This is a genomic window from Vibrio gallicus, from assembly GCF_024346875.1.
Lineage (GTDB): Bacteria > Pseudomonadota > Gammaproteobacteria > Enterobacterales > Vibrionaceae > Vibrio > Vibrio gallicus.
In genome coordinates, this window is record NZ_AP024871.1 from 1,289,864 (window position 1) to 1,308,689 (window position 18,826).

The following is an 18,826-nucleotide window of genomic DNA, read 5'->3' on the forward strand; positions in this document are numbered from 1 at the left end:
TCCGATACTTGAATTAATTTTTGCGGCGAGATTGTAGCACAACTGGCGCAAGTGTGATGTCTATCCAGAGATAACAGCTAGGATAATTATACAGATAGAACAAAAACCTAGCAAAACCAAGCAGCGACAAAAAGGCCTAGCGTTTGCTAGGCCTTGTCATTTAAAAATCAAACTGCAAATAAACCGTATTGTAGTTCGAGCCGCCTTTTATCCGCCCATACTGGGAAGATTTTTCAAAAATAGCGGAGCGGTGGTGTATCGCGTAACCCAACCATACGCCATCCATTGAGCGCGCATTGAACATAGAGCCAAGGTTTACATCTATCGAAAAATCCAAATAGTTGAGGAAATTATTTGGTTCATAGCCCTTTTCTTTAAACTCCTCTTTTTCTAGCGAGTTTATCTTGGTGGTATACGACATACCTTCTGCGACCCCAAGACGCCAATCAAATGGCCAACTAATCGTGTAATAGGCTTTGATTGCCAATATATATTCTTGATTCGATGCTTGGTTGTCATTACTCCAGTGCCAACCAAAGCCAGGGGTTAAATAGATATCTAATGGCAAACCAAACAGCTCATCTGTTAAAGGGTGGCCATAAAACAGGGTTGTTATCTGGCTGTCATACGGATCGTCTTCAATATCCCCCCCTAAGATATCCCCCAAATTCGAAGGCGTCCCCCAACCATGAGAAACGCGGATATACGGTTTATTGCTTAATGCGGTTTTTAGCGGTTTGTCACGGTCATTAAAGAACCCAATCCCAACATAAAAATCGTTTTGCAACGAATCGGTAATAATCGAGGCATCCTTGGCACTACCGTCTAAAATCTGTAGATTGGCTGCACCTAATAAATAAAGGTTCGATACCAGATGGTAGCTCGCCCTAACCCCGACAAAATAATCTACTCCAGCATCCACTTTTTCTAGGTCAAGACCATAATAGAGGGTGTTAAAGTCTTTACTCTTATAGCGAAGTGATGCATGCGGTTGTAGCTGTAGGCCGCCAAATTGATATTCCCCTTCCGTACCGAGATTAACATGCCAGTTACCACTTTTATCCGACATGATTTCTGAATATCCATACCAATGTTTGGCGTATGAATACTCCGAGCGCAGGCCAAAATCAGCAGCATCAGCGCCTATCTTGTTTTGATAGTCCGCTGGTATATCAACAAAGCGCAATCGGGTTAAGGCAGATACGTTCCAATCACTTTGCGCCGGATTATATAGATAGCCACCTAAGGTTAATCCTTTAACATAGACATACTCATTTTCAAAATAGAGCATAGGTATGAAAGTGTTTACTCGGTCAGAGTCACTAAACTCATCAATTCCAGAATATGGCACCGACGCACTGCGCATAACACCTGCAAGCCCCCAAGTTGCCTCAGGGATTTCGCTTTGTGTCTGTGTAGCTGGCTGAGTTTGCTTTAAATGCGGTTTGTCAGAATCTTCTGCAAAAACGGGGCTACAAAAAGCCGATAGCGTGTACAGGCTTAATAGTCTGGGGGTTAATTTATCCATAGATTCCTTTCATGATAAATTACTAAGGTCTGTGACCTGAGATTAAAATTCAATAGGAATTATAGACTTAGATGTATATCACTGTGCAAGTTATTAGTAACAAGTTGCACTTAAGCGCTCTAAAAATGCACACTATGTAAGATTGCGGTAACGCCACTCACCGAACACATTAATAAAGAAGTGCGATGCATCCATACACGAGGAATATAAGGCATTAGTTTAGTTGCTGACCAATATCCAAAAAATGCAGCTGGAATCAAAGGCAAAGAGAGCAACAAATGCTTGTAACTCATAGCCCCAATAAACATCAAAACAATGAGCGATATAATTGAACTAAACACAAAAAACGCCGATAGATTGGCTCTCAGATTATTTGCTTCTTGATGTTGTAATAATAGAGCCATCGGAGGCCCGCCAATCGATGAGCTGGTACCCATAAATCCGGCTAGAAACCCCGCACTAAACATACGCCTAGGCGTTGGCTCGATACGAAAAGGGAGCAGGCTAATAACAACAGCAATCAGTACAAAAATGCCCAGCGTAAACGAAATCGTTGCTGGAGAGACATACAACAAAATAGCCCCACCCAGAATAGACCCTGGTATCCGCCCGTATACGGCAAGCTTCAAACCACCAATTGCAATATTGCTACGGTGTTTGAAAGAACTCAGCATTGAGATGAACAGTGCCACCAACACAATCGGCCCCGGCACATAGTCAACCGAGATCTGAAACAACAGTGGCGCGGACACAATCGCTAATCCAAAGCCAATTGAGGTTTGAACAAATGCCCCTAAAAAAATCAGTCCCATGGCTGCAAAAACGCCCATTGAGAAAGTGATACCTAAGATTTCCAATATTGCATGCCTATAAATTTAATTGACCCATTGACAGATATAGGGGTCATACTCCATATAAAGGGTATTATTCTTTGGAGTTACGTTAGATGTTTAATAAGATCCAATCTCTATTTAAAGAGTTACTTGAAGGTCAGGACCTAGCAAGCCATGCCAAAACTGAGCCAAAACTTGCGATGGCCGCGTTATTGTGTGAAGTGTCTAAAGCAGACCATACCCTGACTGATGAAGAAGCGCAGGCTGAACTCAGCATGCTAAAAAGTTTGCTTGAAATAGAATCAGAGGAAGCAAGGCTACTCCTCCAGCAAGCACGTGACAAGTCTGAACAATCTGCCTCATTGTACGACTTTACTTCTCAGCTGCGTGAACTTGCTCCATCAGAGCGCTTTAATCTCATCAAAAGTATGTGGGTGGTAGCATTTGCCGATGGCGTGCTAGACCCTATAGAAGAGTCCATTATCAGAAAGGTTTCTGAGCTTATCTATCTCGACCACCATGAGTTTATTCGGGCCAAGCTTGAAGCTAGCCCGAAATAACATTTTTAGAACTCAGCTAGCTATAGCATACGCAAAGCAAGTTTCGCCAAGTTATAAGCGTCAACATATCCAGAATGCTGACGCCCTTCCCACTCAATCCCTAGCGCTTGCTGAGCGGCTCTGTGGCCTATCCGTTTATCTTTCAAACGATGCTGAACTCGATATAAAGTAGCCAGATTAATGAACTCGACAAATGGTAAATCGATACCTTTGGCTCTACATTCCTCAATCAATATAAGGTCATCTCGTCCCCAACTGGCGTAGATTTTATTTACCCCGCCAAAGTTCTTCACCATAGATTGAATAACACTGCTCAGCGCACGACCTTGTTTTGCTACCTTACGCGGGGTGATTCCGGTTAACTCGCTACAAAATAACGAAACCTCATCAACTTCTGGCTTCACATAGTACTGAGCTCGTTTCACTATCTGTTGCTTAGGAAGGTCAATCTCAGCTAAGCCCACTTCGATGATTTCACCAGTACTGCCCTTGCCGTCCACATTCCAACAGCACATTTCTAGGTCAAAACAGACCACTCGATTAAAATTCATGTAACCTATTTAATCTCATCTTATATCTTGTAGTTAGTTTAACTGATTGAGCATAGATCCCCCAAGCAAATGATTTTGTCTGTTTTTTTCTTGAAATTTGTGCATCGCGCCCGCATCTTATACCCAGTTACTATATCTAATGAGAACTGATCATGATTATCGACCTTTCTTCGGTACCCCAAACCTTTGATATGCTCCACGCAGGGCTTGCCGTTTCAAGTATCGCCTTACTTGCCATTGCAGTGGCAAGAAAACCTAAAACCGTCGAGAAAATCGTTGAGAAACCAGTAGAGAAGATCGTCGAAGTCGAGAAACCGATTGAGAAAATCGTCGAAGTCGAAAAGATTGTTGAAGTTGAAAAAATCGTAGAAAAAGTTGTAGAGGTTGAGTCCAAACTGAAAACAGCCTCCACTGACAGTGCCCTACAACTACTATCTCTTATGCAGCAAGAAGCGCGCCTAATTGACTTCCTAAACGAAGACGTTAGCGCATTTAGCGACGAAGAAGTTGGTGCGGCAGCGCGAGTGATTCACAGTGGTGGTAAAAAAGTACTGGATGAGTACTTAACCCTGACTCCTATCCAAAATGCAGAAGAAGAAACTCAAATTACACTACCTGAAGGGTTTGATGCCCAGCAGGTACGCTTAGTCGGCAACGTAACAGGCAGCGCTCCTTTCACGGGTACCTTGATTCATAAAGGTTGGAAAGTTAATAACATCACCCTTCCTAAACTTTCTGAAAACTATGACGCAACTATCATTGCCCCAGCAGAGGTAGAGCTGTAATGACTGAATCTGCAAAATTTATCTTAGGTATAGACTTAGGTACTACGCATAGCGTGCTCTCATACACCGAGAAACACATTGAAAATGCCCCAGTCAATATTATGCCTATTGCGCAACTAACCGCTCCGGGACAAGTTGAAAGTTTAGATCAGTTAGGCTCGTTTATTTATCAAGCCAGTGAGCATGAAATGGGTGAAGGCTCCCGCAGCCTACCATGGACTACAACGCCAGAGGCATTGGTTGGCGCTGTGGCACGTAAACTTGGTAGCAAAACGCCGCTACGCCTGATTGCAAGTGCTAAGTCTTGGTTATGTCATTCTAAAGTAAACCGCCGCGAAGCATTCTTACCTGCTGGCAGTCCTGAAGAAGTAGAAAAGATATCCCCGCTGCGAGCAACTGAGCTGTATCTAGCCCACCTAAAACAGGCTTGGGACCATCAAAACCCCGAACACCTGTTGGTAGACCAAGATATTACAATTACTGTGCCTGCGTCATTTGACCCTGCAGCGCGCGACCTTACCGCTGAAGCTGCGCGCAACCTTGGCATCCAACACCTAACGTTACTCGAAGAGCCGCAAGCTGCACTATATAACTGGATTGAAAAAACCGGTGATGACTGGCGTAATCAACTCAATGTTGGCGATGTTGTACTAGTGGTCGATGTGGGTGGCGGCACCACCGATTTATCATTAGTGGCAGTGACGGAACAAGAAGGTAATTTGACCCTTGAGCGTGTCGCTGTTGGCGAACATATTCTGCTCGGTGGCGACAACATGGATCTTGCGTTGGCCTATCGCCTTAAAATGAAACTTGCTCAGCAAGGTAAAGAGCTTGCCCCATGGCAGATCCAAGCCATTACCCACGCCTGTCGTGATGCAAAAGAAGCCCTGCTTAAAGACCAAGATTTACAATCCGTGCCGATCGTCGTCCCAAGTCGTGGCTCTAAGCTACTTGGTAGTACCTTAAAAACCGAGCTCACAGCCAGCGAAGTCAAAGAATCTCTAGTCGATGGTTTTTTCCCGGTGGTTGATATTGACGAACATCCAGTTCAGCGCTCTCGTGGTGCATTAACCCAAATGGGGCTCCCATATGCCCAAGATGCGGGGGTAACTCGCCACATTGCTGCATTTTTAACCAAGCAATCCGATTCCACTCAGAACGTATTCGGTGGCATGTTTGGTAATGAAAAACCGGACTTTATCAAACCCACCGCCGTCCTATTTAACGGTGGCGTACTCAAAGCAGAAGCGCTTTCTGAGCGCCTATTTGAGGTGATAAACCTATGGTTGGGCGATGCAAAGGCACCGCTAGCTAAGCAGCTGCAAGGTTCTGACCTTGATTTGGCCGTCGCATCTGGCGCCGCTTATTACGGTCAAGTAAGAGAAGGAAAAGGCGTTCGGATCCGTGGTGGTATTGCCTCAAGCTATTATGTTGGCATTGAAAGTGCGATGCCTGCTATTCCAGGTATGGCACCACCAATGGAAGCGCTGTGCGTCGCACCCTTTGGCATGGAAGAAGGCTCTAGCGTTGAGGTTAACGACCGTGAGTTTGGGCTTATCATAGGCCAGCCGGTTCACTTTCAATTCTATGGCTCTAACATTCGCCGTGATGATACAGCGGGCACACACTTAGACTACTGGCGTGATGAAGAACTAGAAGAGCTGCCTGAAATTCAGGTAACACTCGACGCGACCCAAGGTCGAGAAGTCGGTGATGTGGTGGCAGTGACCTTAGCGTCACGCGTTACCGAGCTTGGTACATTGTATCTGGAGGCGATTGCCAAAGACAATGGACAAAAATGGCATGTCGAGTTCGACGTGCGTAACGACGCTACCACCGCTTAATATATAAAGCACTGCAATCGCAGTGCTTTTCCTTTTTTAGACGAGGAATAACATGGCCTCAAATAACAAAGCCCGCTATTTAGTCGGCATTGACCTTGGCACAACCAATACTGTTGTGGCATTTTGTGAAAATACGACGCCACTTATCGATGCAAAGATCGAACTATTTCACATCGACCAACTCGTCGGACAAGGCGAAGTGGCCAGACGACCACAACTGCCCTCTTTTCGATTTCATCCAGCCGCGAATCAATTTGACCCTATGAGTCTTCACTTGCCATGGGAACATCAACATGTTGACGGTGATCTTGGTAGTCTAATTATCGGTGAATGGGCACGCGAGCTTGGTTCAAGCGTTGAAGGACGACAAGTATCTAGTGCTAAGAGTTGGCTATCTCATCAGCAAGTTGATCGCAAAGCCAATATTTTACCTTGGACAGGAGGTGAAGATGTTGAAAAAGTCTCGCCTTTGATTGCCAGCGCGAGCTACCTCAACCATATTCGTCAAAGCTGGAACCATCATAATCCAATTAACCGCCTTGAACAGCAAGAAGTGGTGGTAACCGTTCCCGCCTCTTTCGATGAAACAGCACGTAACCTGACGCTGCAAGCGGCCAAGCTTGCCGGCCTTAACGATGTATTGCTTCTAGAAGAACCGCAAGCTGCATGTTATGACTGGTATGGTCGCCATCAAGATAAAGATCTATCAAGCCTACCGCTAATGCTCATATGCGACGTTGGCGGGGGAACAACTGACCTCAGCCTAATTCAAGCCAGTTATCAACAAAGCCAACTAACGCTTAATCGGATAGGTGTTGGAGAACACCTTATGTTAGGCGGTGATAACATCGACCTCGCCCTTGCACATATGAGTGAACGCCAACTCAATGGCAATAAGCCGATGAAGGCGCAAGCACTTGGTAAGTTAATACAACAAACCCGCCGCGTAAAAGAGTCACTGCTTGCCGTCGATGCCCCAACCCAAGGCAAGGTTACCTTGTTGGGCGGTGGTTCACGCCTTATTGGTGGCAGTCGTAGCGTGCACCTTAGTAAAGAGCAGGTACAACAGGTGGGTCTGGACGGCTTTTTCCCGAAAACGGACCTACAAACCCTACCGGATACAAAACGCAGTGCGATGGTTGAATTTGGGCTCCCTTATGTTTCCGACCCTGCGGTTACTAAACACATAGCGCAGTTCCTGTCACAGCATAGGGCTTCTTGCCAACAAGCACTAAACGAACAGGGCAATGCTGTTCCGGTAGCGTTATTGGTTAATGGTGGCGCATTCAACAGTGAACTCATCAAGCAGCGACTGGTTGAGGTAATGGAAGGCTGGCGTGGCGAACCCATTACATTACTTGATAACCCCCACCCCGATTATGCCGTTGCTTATGGGGCCGTCGCCTATTGTAAAGCAAGACGTGGTGCTCAATTAAAAATTGGTGGCGGTAGTCCGCGCTCTTACTTTTTACACCTGCAAGGTAAAAACAAGAAGTCGCAAGCACTGTGCTTGTTGCAAAAAGGGGCTGAAGAAGAACAAGAAATCCGCTTAACCGGACGTCGCTTTGCGCTTACTTTAGATCAGCCGGTGCGTTTTAATCTGCTCACAACCACTATTGATGTACTAAATGATGGAACACCAATTCAAAATGGGTCGTTGCATCCGGTAGACGAAGAGCAAATGCGACCATTACCGCCTTATGTCGCATCTCTATCTAGTCAACAGCAGCCCGTTATTCTCAATCAAAAACATAAGCAAGAGGTTCAGCTCAGTTGCCGATTAACCGAAGTCGGTACCCTAAAGCTTGAATGCGTGAGTGATGACGATCAGCGTTGGCAAGTCGAATTTGAGGTTCGCCATAGTAAAGAGCATCAACAACAAACCCTATCACCTAAGGTGAAGCAAGCCTGTGACTTGATATCGTCACTGTATAGCGGAAATAAAAAACAAGTTGATACTAAGGCGATTAAGCTGCTCAATAAACAGCTTGAACAAACACTGGGTAAACGTGACCTGTGGGATTTAGCCACCTCAAGAGCAATATTTGATACCTTTGCTCTTGGCCGAAAACGACGCCGTCGCTCTGAACAGCATGAAAAAAATTGGTTTCGTATCGGTGGCTATGCACTACGTCCTGGTTTTGGTGATGCGGTCGATAGCTGGAGAATTGATCAAGTCTGGCCACTGTACGAACAAGGCCTACAGTTTAAAAATCAGCAAGGCTGGAGTGATTGGTGGATTTTCTGGCGCCGAATAAGTGGCGGTTTAACCCAGGAACAGCAAGAAACCATTCTTGCCGATATCGCAAAGTATTTGCATCCGGGCATGCTGAAAAACCCAAAATCGGCGCAAACAGCGCACCAAACAGGTTATGAGGCTATGGTGCGCCTTGCCGCATCTCTAGAGCACTTACATTACGATGATAAGACCTTACTGGCTACTTGGTTTATGTCTAAAGCAATCAATATTGACAGCTATAAAGACGCACACTGGTGGGCATTGGCCCGCCTAGGCAGTCGTAGACCTTTATATGGCAGTCAGCATAACGTCATACCAGCATCGACGGTAGAACCGTGGATTGAGGCTATTATTGAATTAGATTGGAATCAATCGAGTATGGCAGGCTTTGCCGCAGTAATGATGGCTGCGCGAACCGGAGATCGCGCGATCGATATAAACGACGAGCTTAGGCAGCGAATATCAGAAAAATTAAGCCGCAACAAAATGCCACAATCGTGGGTCTCTATTTTGGTCGATTCTGCTAACCTTAAACAAGAACAAGCTTCAAAGGCGTTTGGTGACTCATTACCTGCTGGGTTGCATCTAATATAACCACACTCCCCCTTATGGGGGGAGCTCTCTATCTATATTCACTGCTACGTATAACAAAAATGCTCAGTTGGTGAAATTTAATTGGTTAAACCTCTTTCATATAAATCAAGAGCTACGAGTCGAGGTGATATATGAAGGGCTTCTATAAATTATTAATTGTACTGGGTATCGCATCTCCCATCGCTTGGATGATACCCACCGATACTAACGCCGAATCTGACATGCCAACACATTCAGACCAAACAGCAGTGGCAACCCTAGCTGGCGGGTGTTTTTGGTGCACTGAATCAGACCTTGAAAAACTGCCCGGAGTGATTGATGTTGTTTCTGGTTACTCGGGAGGGAGTGAGCCGAATCCGACCTATAAACAAGTCGCTTCAGGAAAGACCCATCACATTGAGGCGATTCAAGTCACGTATGACCCTACACAGGTCACTTATATTGAAGTATTGGATCAATTCTTTCGACATATAGACCCAACCGATGACCAAGGCTCGTTTGCCGACCGAGGCGCTCACTATCGCCCTGCGGTTTTTTATCATGATAATCAACAACTCCAGATTACTCAGAGCTTCATGCAAGATATTGATAATCTTGGTGTGTTCAACAAACCATTAAAAACCGAACTGATCGCATATAGCAAATTCTGGGTGGCAGAGGATTACCATCAGGATTACTACAAAAAGAACCCGATTCGTTATAACTATTATCGACGAGGCTCAGGCAGAGACCGCTATCTCGATAGTATCTTTGGTAAGGATCGAGACAGCAACGGGCAAACCTTAATCTCAATGATTGAAAGCCACAAAGCGCAACACAACAGTGGCTATACAAAGCCGACACCCGAACAGATAAAGGCCCAGCTTAGTCAGTTACAATATTATGTAACCCAACAAGACGGCACCGAGCGGCCTTTCCAGAATCTATATTGGGATAATAACGACCAAGGTATCTATGTCGATATCGTGTCAGGAGAGCCTCTATTTAGTTCAACGGATAAATACAAATCCGGTACTGGCTGGCCAAGCTTTACTAAACCCATCGACAATAACTTCATTACCGAACATAAAGACAGTAAATTGTTCTACACCCGCATTGAGGTACGCAGTCGTGTTGGCGATTCGCACCTTGGACACGTATTCAACGATGGACCTAAGCCCAGCGGACTGCGTTATTGCATAAATTCCGCCGCATTGAAGTTTATTGCTAAGGAAGAATTACAACAGCAAGGGTACGGACAATACCTCACTCTTTTCTAATTTAAGCGCCGATTCCCTGCCCACAACAAAGGCGGTACCGCCTTTGTTAACTCGCCACCGCCTTAGTTGTGGTGTCTATTTTTTAATCACATCAGGTTGCACTAATTCCAAATCTTGCCTAATAATTTAGAGTCCACAGGGAATGAGGAGTCGGTAATGTTAGGTAAATCTACACTTGGATTTAGTGCATTAATGATCTGTTTAATCCAAAACACCTTGGCTGAAGAAAGCAACGATGTCACCCTTACTGTCAGCGATGTCATTGATAAAAGAGGCGTTTTATCTCCAAAAGGCACATGGTCTGTAGAGGGATCACTTAGCTTTACTCAGAACTCATCTAACCGTGTATCTGTAGTCGGCTATACGGTACTTCCCACTCTTATCATTGGCCGTATCGAAGTGAGTGATGCAGATTATGTCACGACCACCTTGGGGTTGACTGCGCGGTTAGGATTAACCAATGCGACGGAATTTGAACTGCGCCTACCTTATGTCTACCGCAATGATCAGGTATTGGTTCGCCCCATCGAAACCGGCTCACAAGATACTATAATCAATCGCTCCACCAGCGGTGGCGCTGTTGGTGATTTAGAGTTTGCCCTTCGACATCAATTTAACTTTGATTCGACGCCTTATTGGATTGGGGGGTTACGGGTTAAAACTCGCACTGGGCGCTCCCCTTATGATATTGATATAGATGAAACCACTAATACCTTGGAAGATGTATCAACGGGAACCGGTTTTTGGAGCGTAGAACCGAGCTTAACCATGCTATACCCGTCTGATCCTGCGGTATTATTTGTCAATATTGGATATATTTTTAATATTGAAGATAGCGTCGAACTAAACGGTCAAGAAACTAAGGTCGCACTAGGGGATACAATTTCATTAGGCGGCGGGATGGGATTTGCAGTAAACCCAGACCTCTCATTCTCTCTTGGGGTAAACCACCGAACCATTTTAAAGAGTAAGATTAATGGTGGTGAAGCCAATGACGCAAAACTGCTTCACTTAGACTCTTTAACTATGGGGGTCAATCTAAGGATGAACGACCGCTCATCCCTTAATATTAGTGCGCAAGCCGGACTCACCGAAGACAGTCCCGACTTCCAACTGACAATGCGAGTACCCTACTATTTTTAGAGCATAGCCTGTTAGGTTTTAGGTAATAGCCTGTTAAGCTCTAATTGATCACAATCACTCATTAGTGGCTGTGATTGAGTAAGGCATCTTTCAGGCGAAGATCGGCTTGGATCTGTTTATTTAAGCTATCGACTTGAGCATCTACATCCACAATTGTGTTTAACCCAATCACACTATTGTCTAAGGTATTTTGTATAATATTAATCACACTTGACCCAGTTGCTCCCGGTTGCCCCGAAATATTTTGCGGCTCTTCAATAACGTTACCGCCCCCTACCTGCACAACATTCACTAGATTTTCTTGTTGCGGCGTACTTCCAATACTCGCCCTTGACTTAGCGGTTAAGGTGCCGTTTTTAAATACCAAACTAGCAATCGTACTCCGGTAGATATTTTCACCATTTACCGCAGCACTGATACTAATTCCGATATCCACAACATAATCATTAGCAAGCCGAAATCCGCCTCTAAGCGTTGATAACGTTTGATTATCAAGTTTATAGGCATCAGATAAGTCCAACTCACTTGCATGAGTTGGGCTAACCAGCAGATATGCCGATAGTAGCGTTACGGACAGTTTACTAACTAGCATGAACCCCCCTAATAATCACCTGATTGAGGCAATGTAATACTAAACACACCTAATGAATCTCGCGAAACCCCCGCATCCAGTGGAGACGCTTGATAGAGTGAAAAGTTATCATCTTTAATAAAGCTTGCTCGACCGACATCGGCCTCATTACGCACCAGCAGTACTAATCCTCGGTAATACTGCTCAAACTCCGCAGTCGGCATAATCATTGTTCCTCGCGAAGGATCACCAAGAATGACACTGTTGTTACTCACCCCTCTGATCACCACAAAGTGCATATAGCCATCAAAGTTAACCAGAGTGATCCCAGGTACACTGAGTTCACGTAACTTTTCAAGGCTGATCCTAAATCCGTCTGCTTTAAGCCCTTTTGACTCTAAATAAAGCTTCATATCTAGCAAAGAGAAGCCTTTTTTGTTTATGACGGATTTGTCCCCTTTACTGTACATTTCATCAAATATTTGTTGCTCTTTAACCGGCCTTTGATAATGAAAATGCAACAGCGATGCTAGCGCAGCAGAACCACAACTAAAATCAAACTGTTGGCGGTACACATCTCCAAAAATCAATTCTTTGTAGCTTTGTACTGGAACTGAGTAATTGGCTCGATGTGGTAAAAAGTCGATAGCAAAGGTGGATGTCGACAGTGTCAGCATCCACCCTATAACGCTCAATTTAATAACTGTCATAACGTTACTTAATTGTCAGGTTTACAACGGTTGAGTTCTGTATCAGAACATTATTACCTGTGTTTTGAATAACACTCGAAATACCTGAACTATCCGCAAAGGCACCTGAAGACAGGATATTACTACCATTGACTGTATTTTTAGCCACGTTACCCGTACTTATGCCATCGACGTCAGAAGCCAAACTGGTGAAGTCTAAATCTAAGTGTTGCTTCCCCCTAGATTGCTCCATGACGTCGATAGTTACAGCCGAATCAGGCAACGCGATCTCTTCACCGTACACAGAAAAGGTAACTAACAAACTGATAGTACACAGTGTCGAACGCATCGCTCTCTCCTAATGGTAACCCTAGTCAGTATGCAGACTAGCATTGGTATTTACAGATTGCTGAACTAAGGAATTAGCCCCTGAGTTCTGTGCAACAGTAGTAATACCTGACACATTATCCATACCATTCAAGGTATTCGAAGCACTCAGCCCCATTCCAGCGCCACTAGATTTTTGACCGCGTTTGTAGCCTTGTCCCGCAGAGCCTAGGTCAATATCGTTATCATCTACCTCACCGTTGAGCTCGGAATTCGCCACAACAAAGTTTGCTTCAACATCTAAATCAAAGGTGGTTTCATGTCGGCTATCGTGATTAAAGCTATCTTTAATATCAACATTTTTACTTGAATCAGAATCAATATTGAAGCTATCTTTAACATCAAGATTTTTACTCGAATCAGATTCTATATCGAGATTCTTACTTGAATCAGAGGTGATATCAGAATCAATATTAAAGCTATCATCAACGCTCGCAGTGGTACTCTGGTCTGAGTTATCACTACTGTCTGAGCTATCGTTGTAGCTGCCTTGTGCATTAGCGCTATCTGACCATTGTTTATTGCTATTACCATCATCAACATAGTTTTCCACTTCGGTACTTGAAGGGTCGCTTGAGCCCCCTTTTTTATAATCGGCCAAGACGCTGCCACTGAATAAAAACGCTGCTGATAATGCGATAGCTATACCTGTTTTATTAAAAGTCATTGCATTTACCCCTTTGTGCCTAGCTAGTTCAGTTGAATAAATCATACAAACTCATTCGTCCCCCTTCGTTCATTAGGGAACAGTCGACAGTATAGGTCGATTAAAACAACAATTTTTGCTCTGAACATTCGGCCAAAGGCGCATAGCCCAATGGCTAGGGTAAACGGTGAATTTTTACCTTATTATTCAACAGGTTAAACGTGGGATCTATTGATGTTTATATGAGTATGATATTAGTACCTAAAGCCGTATGACGAAGGTTGATTCAAGGCTCTGCTTCATTAGCTCACCAGTTGCTGATTGTCAGCACAGCTTGGGCCATTTTCCATACAAATTTCAATCGTTTGCCAATAACAAGGCTGAAAAAAGGTTGAATTTTAGCAAATAAAAGTCTGTGAAATTTCCCTATTATGTACTCTCTTTGAGGCTGTTCTAATACAGCTAGGTAGGTAGGAATCCATTATTGAACTATATTTTATGCATAATAATTTTTTAATGGCTAGGTTTGGTAACGAAGCTAAAATCCTTCGTTCGGTGTACCGAACAAATTATATTATGGAAACACGACACCTTTTGATCCTTGCAGAGAAGAGTATGCAAACAGGTCTACTAGAGCAGCAGGTTTCTACCATACCTCATCTTGAAGTACGCGTTTTGTTGCCCGTAGAGGCGGTATTTAAAAGCCATAACCTGCTCACCGATTTAGTTTTGATCGATTACGACTATCTAATCGAGCTTGAAAGGCGCGCATTAGTCCCTGATTTCGATATGCTAGATTGGCCTTTATTGATACACAACGTGCCATGCGAACGCTACGATCAAAAACTACTACGTTGGAAAATCCTAAAAGGCTTACTTTTACAAACAGCAAACCTTGAGCATATTAACGAGAGTATTGAGTATATTTTCGAGGGGGGATTATGGCTTCCAAGGCCATTTATGGAAACCTTACTGCGTCATTATCGTACTTCCGGTGAGTCGGAGACTGCAACGCACTCCGAGCTAACCTTTAGAGAGAAGCAAGTGCTAGAACTATTGGCCTATGGTATCTCTAATCAAAAAATCGCCAGCCAGTTATTTTTATCAGAAAGCACCGTCAAGAGCCATATCTATAAACTATATCGAAAGCTAGGGGTGCACTCTCGACAAGACGCAATAAAGTACGCTCGTAGAAATGGGTACTAACCACCCCTGAACGAAAACCAAATCGCAACAATAAACACCCATTGCATTAAAAAAAACTAAACATATACCGCTAAGTGTGTAATATAGAAGATGAAATTCGATTATTTTTGGAGCTTGAAAGGGAAATCAGCCAATGAAAAAAATCCTTCTAACCTTGCCACTGGTATTTGCAACATCAACCATAGCCCACGCTGCTGACAACGCCACCTTCTCTCATTTTTACGGTGGCCTAAAATTAGGTTCTTCGAGCTTTGGAGACTTGGGATCTGGTGTTACTGACGTCACTGATGTCGATGATAGCGCCTTCTCTTGGGGGGTATTTGCCGGTATTCAGGCACTGCCTTGGCTTGCATTTGAACTCGGTTATCACAACTTAGGTGAGATAGATCTTAAAGATGTGTCGGGCAGTTATGATGCTCAAGCATTAACCTTCACTGCTAAGGCATCTTATGAGGTTGCAGAAAAGGTGTCTATCTTCGGTAAAATGGGGACTCAGGCATATGAGTGGAATGCAAATGGTGACAATGTACGTGAAGACGAAAAAAATTGGTCACCACATTTAGGCGCTGGTCTAGAATACCAGTTTGCCAATAATTGGTCTGGTACATTTGAATACACATGGTATGACGATATTGGCGGGCCAGACGTTAATTACTTTGGTATCTCGGCTATCTATCACTGGAAATAATACCTTAATCTTAGCGCCCAATTGGGCGCTAATTTATGTTAACGATAGCTCGCTTCCGAACCCGCTTATGGACGCAGTCCAAGCATCACCTTACCATCCGACTTAAACCATAGTGCTTGCTTGCGACGACGACCGAGTAAAATGGGGCCATCATCAAAGAATAGAAAGTTTTTCCAGTGACGCTTGAATACGCCCCAAGACGTTTGTACGACATTATATTTTTCGTAGCAAAAATAAACCGTGACGTCATCTTGCCAATCTATATGCTGCACAATTTCAGCTGGCATATCTGCACTGTCTGCATCCCAACACTGCATCCAATCAATCGTGTTTTTCCAAGACGAGGATTGCGCTGGCCAATCTTTGCTGCTCAATCGCTCTGCATCTGGGCTTAGCTTACTGACACTTTCCTTCCAAAACTCAGCACTACGCGCTTGAGTCATTGGTTTTATCATCGTCAAGTCTTGTTCAGGTATTGGTAAAGAATTATGAGTAAAAATCCATTTACGTGAGTATTCGTTTATCGATAAATAAGCCATATTAGTCGTCTTTTAACCAGCCGTTTTGTACGGCTTCATTGATCATCTGTAGTGCTTTGTTCCACAATGTTTTTGAGCCTTGTTCTATACGCCCATTGATTGCAATAACCTGACTGCGCTTGACGCCATGCTCTACCCAGCTTTGACCGTTATTGTGGTAGTTCAATAGCATAGGAATAAACCGATCTAGGGCTTTGGCAAATTTGGCATTTTCCGTTTCCGCCGCTTCAAACTCATCCCAGACAGCGCGTAAAGTCTGACTTTGATCTTTAGGCAATAAGCCAAACAATCGGTCGGCGGCTTGTAATTCATTTTGCTGTTGCTGTTGCGATGCGACTGTGTCGTATACAAAGGTATCGCCCGCATCGATCTCTACAATATCGTGCAGAAGTAACATCTTAAGCACCGTTGCTATATCCACTTCAGAATTAGCATGCTCTTGAATAAGCAGCGCCATGGTTGCCACATGCCAACTGTGCTCAGCACTGTTCTCTTCTCGACCATTTGCACTTTTCACTCGCGTACGGCGAAGTACACTTTTAAGTTGATCTAGCTCCATCAACATAGAAAGTTGTTGGTCTAGTCGGTTTTCAGGTGACATCATGATTTCTTAGTCCAATTCTGATCAACCAAAGAGGTTAACACGTGGTCTTGCCACTTCCCATCGATTAATAGGTAATCTTTAGCAAAGCCTTCTTGCTCAAATCCTAATCCGTATAACACACGTTGGCTTTTGGTATTATGTGGCATAAATGCAGCTTGTATACGATGAACATTCCGTTGTTCAAAGACATACTGCAATGCCCTAGTCAACGCCTGCTTCATAATCCCCTTTCCTTGCCATTGTTCATCCAATGAATAACCTAGGTTGCAAGCATGAAATGGGTAGCCACAAATATTACTAAAAGAAATAATACCAAGCACTTGTTGCTCTGTTTCATCAAGGATCATGAAGTAAAGGCTTTGCGATAACTTCTCTAATTCAACCAAATGATGAATTTTAAACTTCCAACCTGATTCAGTATAGAAACTCTCATCGCGCACAGGATCCCAAGGCTTAAGGAATGCACGATTACGTTGGAAGTACGCAGCAAGTATATCTGCATCATTTTTCCGTGCTGAACGAACTGTATAGGGAAATTCATCATTCGCACTATGCACAACAATGGCCTTAGTCGTAAACAGCATTATTTTTTTCCAATTCCGTAATCACGCAGCTTATTAGCTATAGAAGTATGAGAAACCGACAGTCGCTTGGCCAGCTTGCGGCTTGATGGAAAGGCTTGATATAACTTATCCAATACCGCTGATTCATGTCGCTTCATGATCTGATCAAGTGACCCTTCTAAATCAAACTTAGTCTCAGATACCGATAAGCTCTCAATATTAGGTAGATTGAAATGATCAGTCTTTAACACCTTACCATCAAGTTGGGTAAGTGCTCGCAGCACCGCATTGTCAAATTCACGAATATTACCCGGCCATGGATAGCTGGCTAAGGTTTCAACTACATTGCTATCGACCACAGGCTTTTCAAGTCCAAGTTGCGTTGCGTACTTAGCCACAAACATATCCAATAAAGCGTCAATATCAGAGAGACGCTCGCGCAGCGGTGGAATATGCAGGTTTAGAACGTTTAATCTAAAATAGAGGTCTTCGCGAAAACGCCCTGACTCTATCAGCTGCTCTAAGGTATGTTTTGTCGAAGCGATGACTCGTACGTTGACATGCACCTCTTCATCTTCACCAACACGTCTAAAGGTTCCATCTTGCAAAAACCTTAGTAGCTTACTCTGTAATAGCGGTGACATCTCGCCAATTTCGTCGAGAAATACAGTCCCTCCATCCGCCGTTTCAAAGATCCCCTTCGGTGGGTTAGCACTATTTGAAGATGATACTCGCCCAAACAATTCAGATTCAGCCACATCATCAGGTATCGACGCACAACTCAATACGATAAAAGGTTTCTGGGCGCGGCTAGAGCGAGCGTGGCACGCCCGTGCCAGCATCTCCTTACCAGTACCCGTGTCTCCTTCAATCAATAGAGGCTGGTCGAGCAAGGCCAATTTCTTTGCTTGGATAATTAACGCTTTATGACGATTAGATATACCAACAAAATGCTCAAAACCAAGCGGGTTATCTGTCGAAGATAGATCTAGTGCACCTAACTTTATATTCGATTGACTAAGCTGCAATACAGCACTTGCTAAGATTGGGGATTGTTGATGGCCTTCAACATATACAGGAATTATCTCTAGCTGATAATCTATGCCTCTAACAACGGTCCGATGCTTTTCCCGCTGACATTGGCTGCCAACCCATTGTTCATAATGAAACTTGGGCAGCACCGTATTCACAGAAACATCCAACAACTCATCTTCTGCAACATTAAATAACTGACAGGCCGACTGATTAGCCATGTCGACATGGCCGCGATTATTGACCGACAATAGTGGCTCAGAAAGAGAATTAAACAGAGCGGTAAGCTCGGTGCTTTTACGCTCAGAAGGCATAAACGGGATGCGTCTAACATCTTCAACGCCATCAATCCGCCTGATCTGAGCCATTATATTACTGAAAGACTCAAATTCTAATTCTGGAAAGTTGAGGTAGATGATCCCTATCGTATCAATTTCTATACCGCGCAAATCGATATTTTGTGTAGTGAGGATATCAAGTAGCTCTTGAGTCAGGCCGATGCGGTCTTCACACTGTACTTCTAGGCGCACGCTAACCCCTTTTGGGTGTCTAATTATTTTTACAC

Annotated in this window: 18 protein-coding genes and 1 pseudogene; 8 read left to right on the top strand and 11 right to left on the bottom strand. The window is 44.0% G+C overall.

Going from position 1 to position 18,826, the window contains the following annotated elements; genetic code table 11:
• Positions 1-160: 160 nt before the first annotated feature.
• A complete protein-coding gene (locus OCU28_RS05970; protein WP_261815310.1) occupies positions 161-1,528 on the bottom strand; it encodes a MipA/OmpV family protein in 1,368 nt (455 codons plus the stop codon).
• Between the two features lie 119 nt (positions 1,529-1,647).
• Positions 1,648-2,340, bottom strand: a complete 693-nt coding sequence (locus OCU28_RS05975; protein ID WP_261815311.1) for a sulfite exporter TauE/SafE family protein — start codon at positions 2,338-2,340, stop codon at positions 1,648-1,650.
• 134 nt (positions 2,341-2,474) lie between these two features.
• Here OCU28_RS05975 and OCU28_RS05980 point away from each other — a divergent pair, with 134 nt between their 5' ends.
• The gene (locus OCU28_RS05980; protein ID WP_261815312.1) at positions 2,475-2,921 is read left to right on the top strand and encodes a tellurite resistance TerB family protein; all 447 of its coding nucleotides are present in this window, start codon (positions 2,475-2,477) and stop codon (positions 2,919-2,921) included.
• A 20-nt stretch (positions 2,922-2,941) separates the two neighbouring features.
• Here the strand turns inward: OCU28_RS05980 and OCU28_RS05985 are convergent, their stop codons facing one another.
• Entirely contained in the window at positions 2,942-3,472 is a 531-nt protein-coding gene (locus tag OCU28_RS05985) for a 3'-5' exonuclease (RefSeq protein WP_261815313.1), read from the bottom strand.
• A gap of 152 nt (positions 3,473-3,624) precedes the next feature.
• Between OCU28_RS05985 and OCU28_RS05990 the strand changes: the two genes are divergently transcribed.
• The 5 genes and pseudogenes from OCU28_RS05990 (at position 3,625) to OCU28_RS06010 (ending at position 11,336) form a co-directional block, all read left to right on the top strand.
• Entirely contained in the window at positions 3,625-4,257 is a 633-nt protein-coding gene (locus OCU28_RS05990; RefSeq protein ID WP_261815314.1) for a DUF2760 domain-containing protein, read from the top strand.
• Positions 4,257-6,101 carry an Hsp70 family protein gene (locus OCU28_RS05995; RefSeq protein ID WP_261815315.1) on the top strand — a complete coding sequence of 615 codons (1,845 nt, stop codon included), beginning with the start codon at positions 4,257-4,259 and terminating at the stop codon, positions 6,099-6,101. Before OCU28_RS05990 ends, OCU28_RS05995 begins: the two co-directional genes overlap by 1 nt.
• Positions 6,102-6,153: 52 nt before the next feature.
• Complete coding sequence (locus OCU28_RS06000) at positions 6,154-8,934, top strand: Hsp70 family protein (RefSeq protein WP_261815316.1); 2,781 nt, start codon at positions 6,154-6,156, stop codon at positions 8,932-8,934.
• Positions 8,935-9,182: 248 nt separating this feature from the next.
• Positions 9,183-10,193, top strand: a pseudogene (gene msrB / locus OCU28_RS06005) (peptide-methionine (R)-S-oxide reductase MsrB); the annotation flags it as partial.
• Between the two features lie 156 nt (positions 10,194-10,349).
• Positions 10,350-11,336: a transporter gene (locus tag OCU28_RS06010; RefSeq protein ID WP_261815317.1), complete on the top strand. Its 987-nt coding sequence runs from the start codon at positions 10,350-10,352 to the stop codon at positions 11,334-11,336.
• Positions 11,337-11,397: 61 nt separating this feature from the next.
• Here OCU28_RS06010 and OCU28_RS06015 read toward each other — a convergent pair whose 3' ends face one another.
• The 4 genes from OCU28_RS06015 to OCU28_RS06030 are packed head-to-tail and all read right to left on the bottom strand — an operon-like array spanning position 11,398 to position 13,650.
• A complete protein-coding gene (locus OCU28_RS06015) occupies positions 11,398-11,928 on the bottom strand; it encodes a hypothetical protein (protein ID WP_261815318.1) in 531 nt (176 codons plus the stop codon).
• 8 nt (positions 11,929-11,936) lie between these two features.
• Positions 11,937-12,617: a C39 family peptidase gene (locus OCU28_RS06020; RefSeq protein WP_261815319.1), complete on the bottom strand. Its 681-nt coding sequence runs from the start codon at positions 12,615-12,617 to the stop codon at positions 11,937-11,939.
• A gap of 4 nt (positions 12,618-12,621) precedes the next feature.
• Positions 12,622-12,945, bottom strand: a complete 324-nt coding sequence (locus tag OCU28_RS06025; RefSeq protein WP_261815320.1) for a carbon storage regulator — start codon at positions 12,943-12,945, stop codon at positions 12,622-12,624.
• Between the two features lie 21 nt (positions 12,946-12,966).
• Complete coding sequence (locus OCU28_RS06030; protein WP_261815321.1) at positions 12,967-13,650, bottom strand: hypothetical protein; 684 nt, start codon at positions 13,648-13,650, stop codon at positions 12,967-12,969.
• Positions 13,651-14,205: 555 nt separating this feature from the next.
• Here OCU28_RS06030 and OCU28_RS06035 point away from each other — a divergent pair.
• Together OCU28_RS06035 and OCU28_RS06040 are read left to right on the top strand one after the other, a co-directional pair.
• The gene (locus OCU28_RS06035) at positions 14,206-14,835 is read left to right on the top strand and encodes a helix-turn-helix transcriptional regulator (protein WP_261817443.1); all 630 of its coding nucleotides are present in this window, start codon (positions 14,206-14,208) and stop codon (positions 14,833-14,835) included.
• A gap of 133 nt (positions 14,836-14,968) precedes the next feature.
• Positions 14,969-15,523, top strand: a complete 555-nt coding sequence (locus OCU28_RS06040; protein ID WP_261815322.1) for an outer membrane beta-barrel protein — start codon at positions 14,969-14,971, stop codon at positions 15,521-15,523.
• 65 nt (positions 15,524-15,588) lie between these two features.
• Here OCU28_RS06040 and OCU28_RS06045 read toward each other — a convergent pair whose 3' ends face one another.
• From OCU28_RS06045 to tyrR, 4 genes are read right to left on the bottom strand one after another with little or no spacing between them, the layout of a single operon-like run.
• Positions 15,589-16,062 carry a DUF2947 domain-containing protein gene (locus tag OCU28_RS06045; RefSeq protein ID WP_261815323.1) on the bottom strand — a complete coding sequence of 158 codons (474 nt, stop codon included), beginning with the start codon at positions 16,060-16,062 and terminating at the stop codon, positions 15,589-15,591.
• 1 nt (position 16,063) lies between these two features.
• On the bottom strand, positions 16,064-16,666 hold the full coding sequence (locus OCU28_RS06050) for an HD domain-containing protein (RefSeq protein ID WP_261815324.1): 603 nt from the start codon (positions 16,664-16,666) through the stop codon (positions 16,064-16,066).
• Complete coding sequence (rimJ, locus tag OCU28_RS06055; RefSeq protein ID WP_261815325.1) at positions 16,663-17,250, bottom strand: ribosomal protein S5-alanine N-acetyltransferase; 588 nt, start codon at positions 17,248-17,250, stop codon at positions 16,663-16,665. Before rimJ ends, OCU28_RS06050 begins: the two co-directional genes overlap by 4 nt.
• Positions 17,250-18,791 (bottom strand): transcriptional regulator TyrR, encoded by a 1,542-nt coding sequence (gene tyrR, locus OCU28_RS06060; protein WP_261815326.1) that lies wholly within the window; start codon positions 18,789-18,791, stop codon positions 17,250-17,252. Before tyrR ends, rimJ begins: the two co-directional genes overlap by 1 nt.
• Between the last annotated feature and the right edge of the window lie 35 nt (positions 18,792-18,826).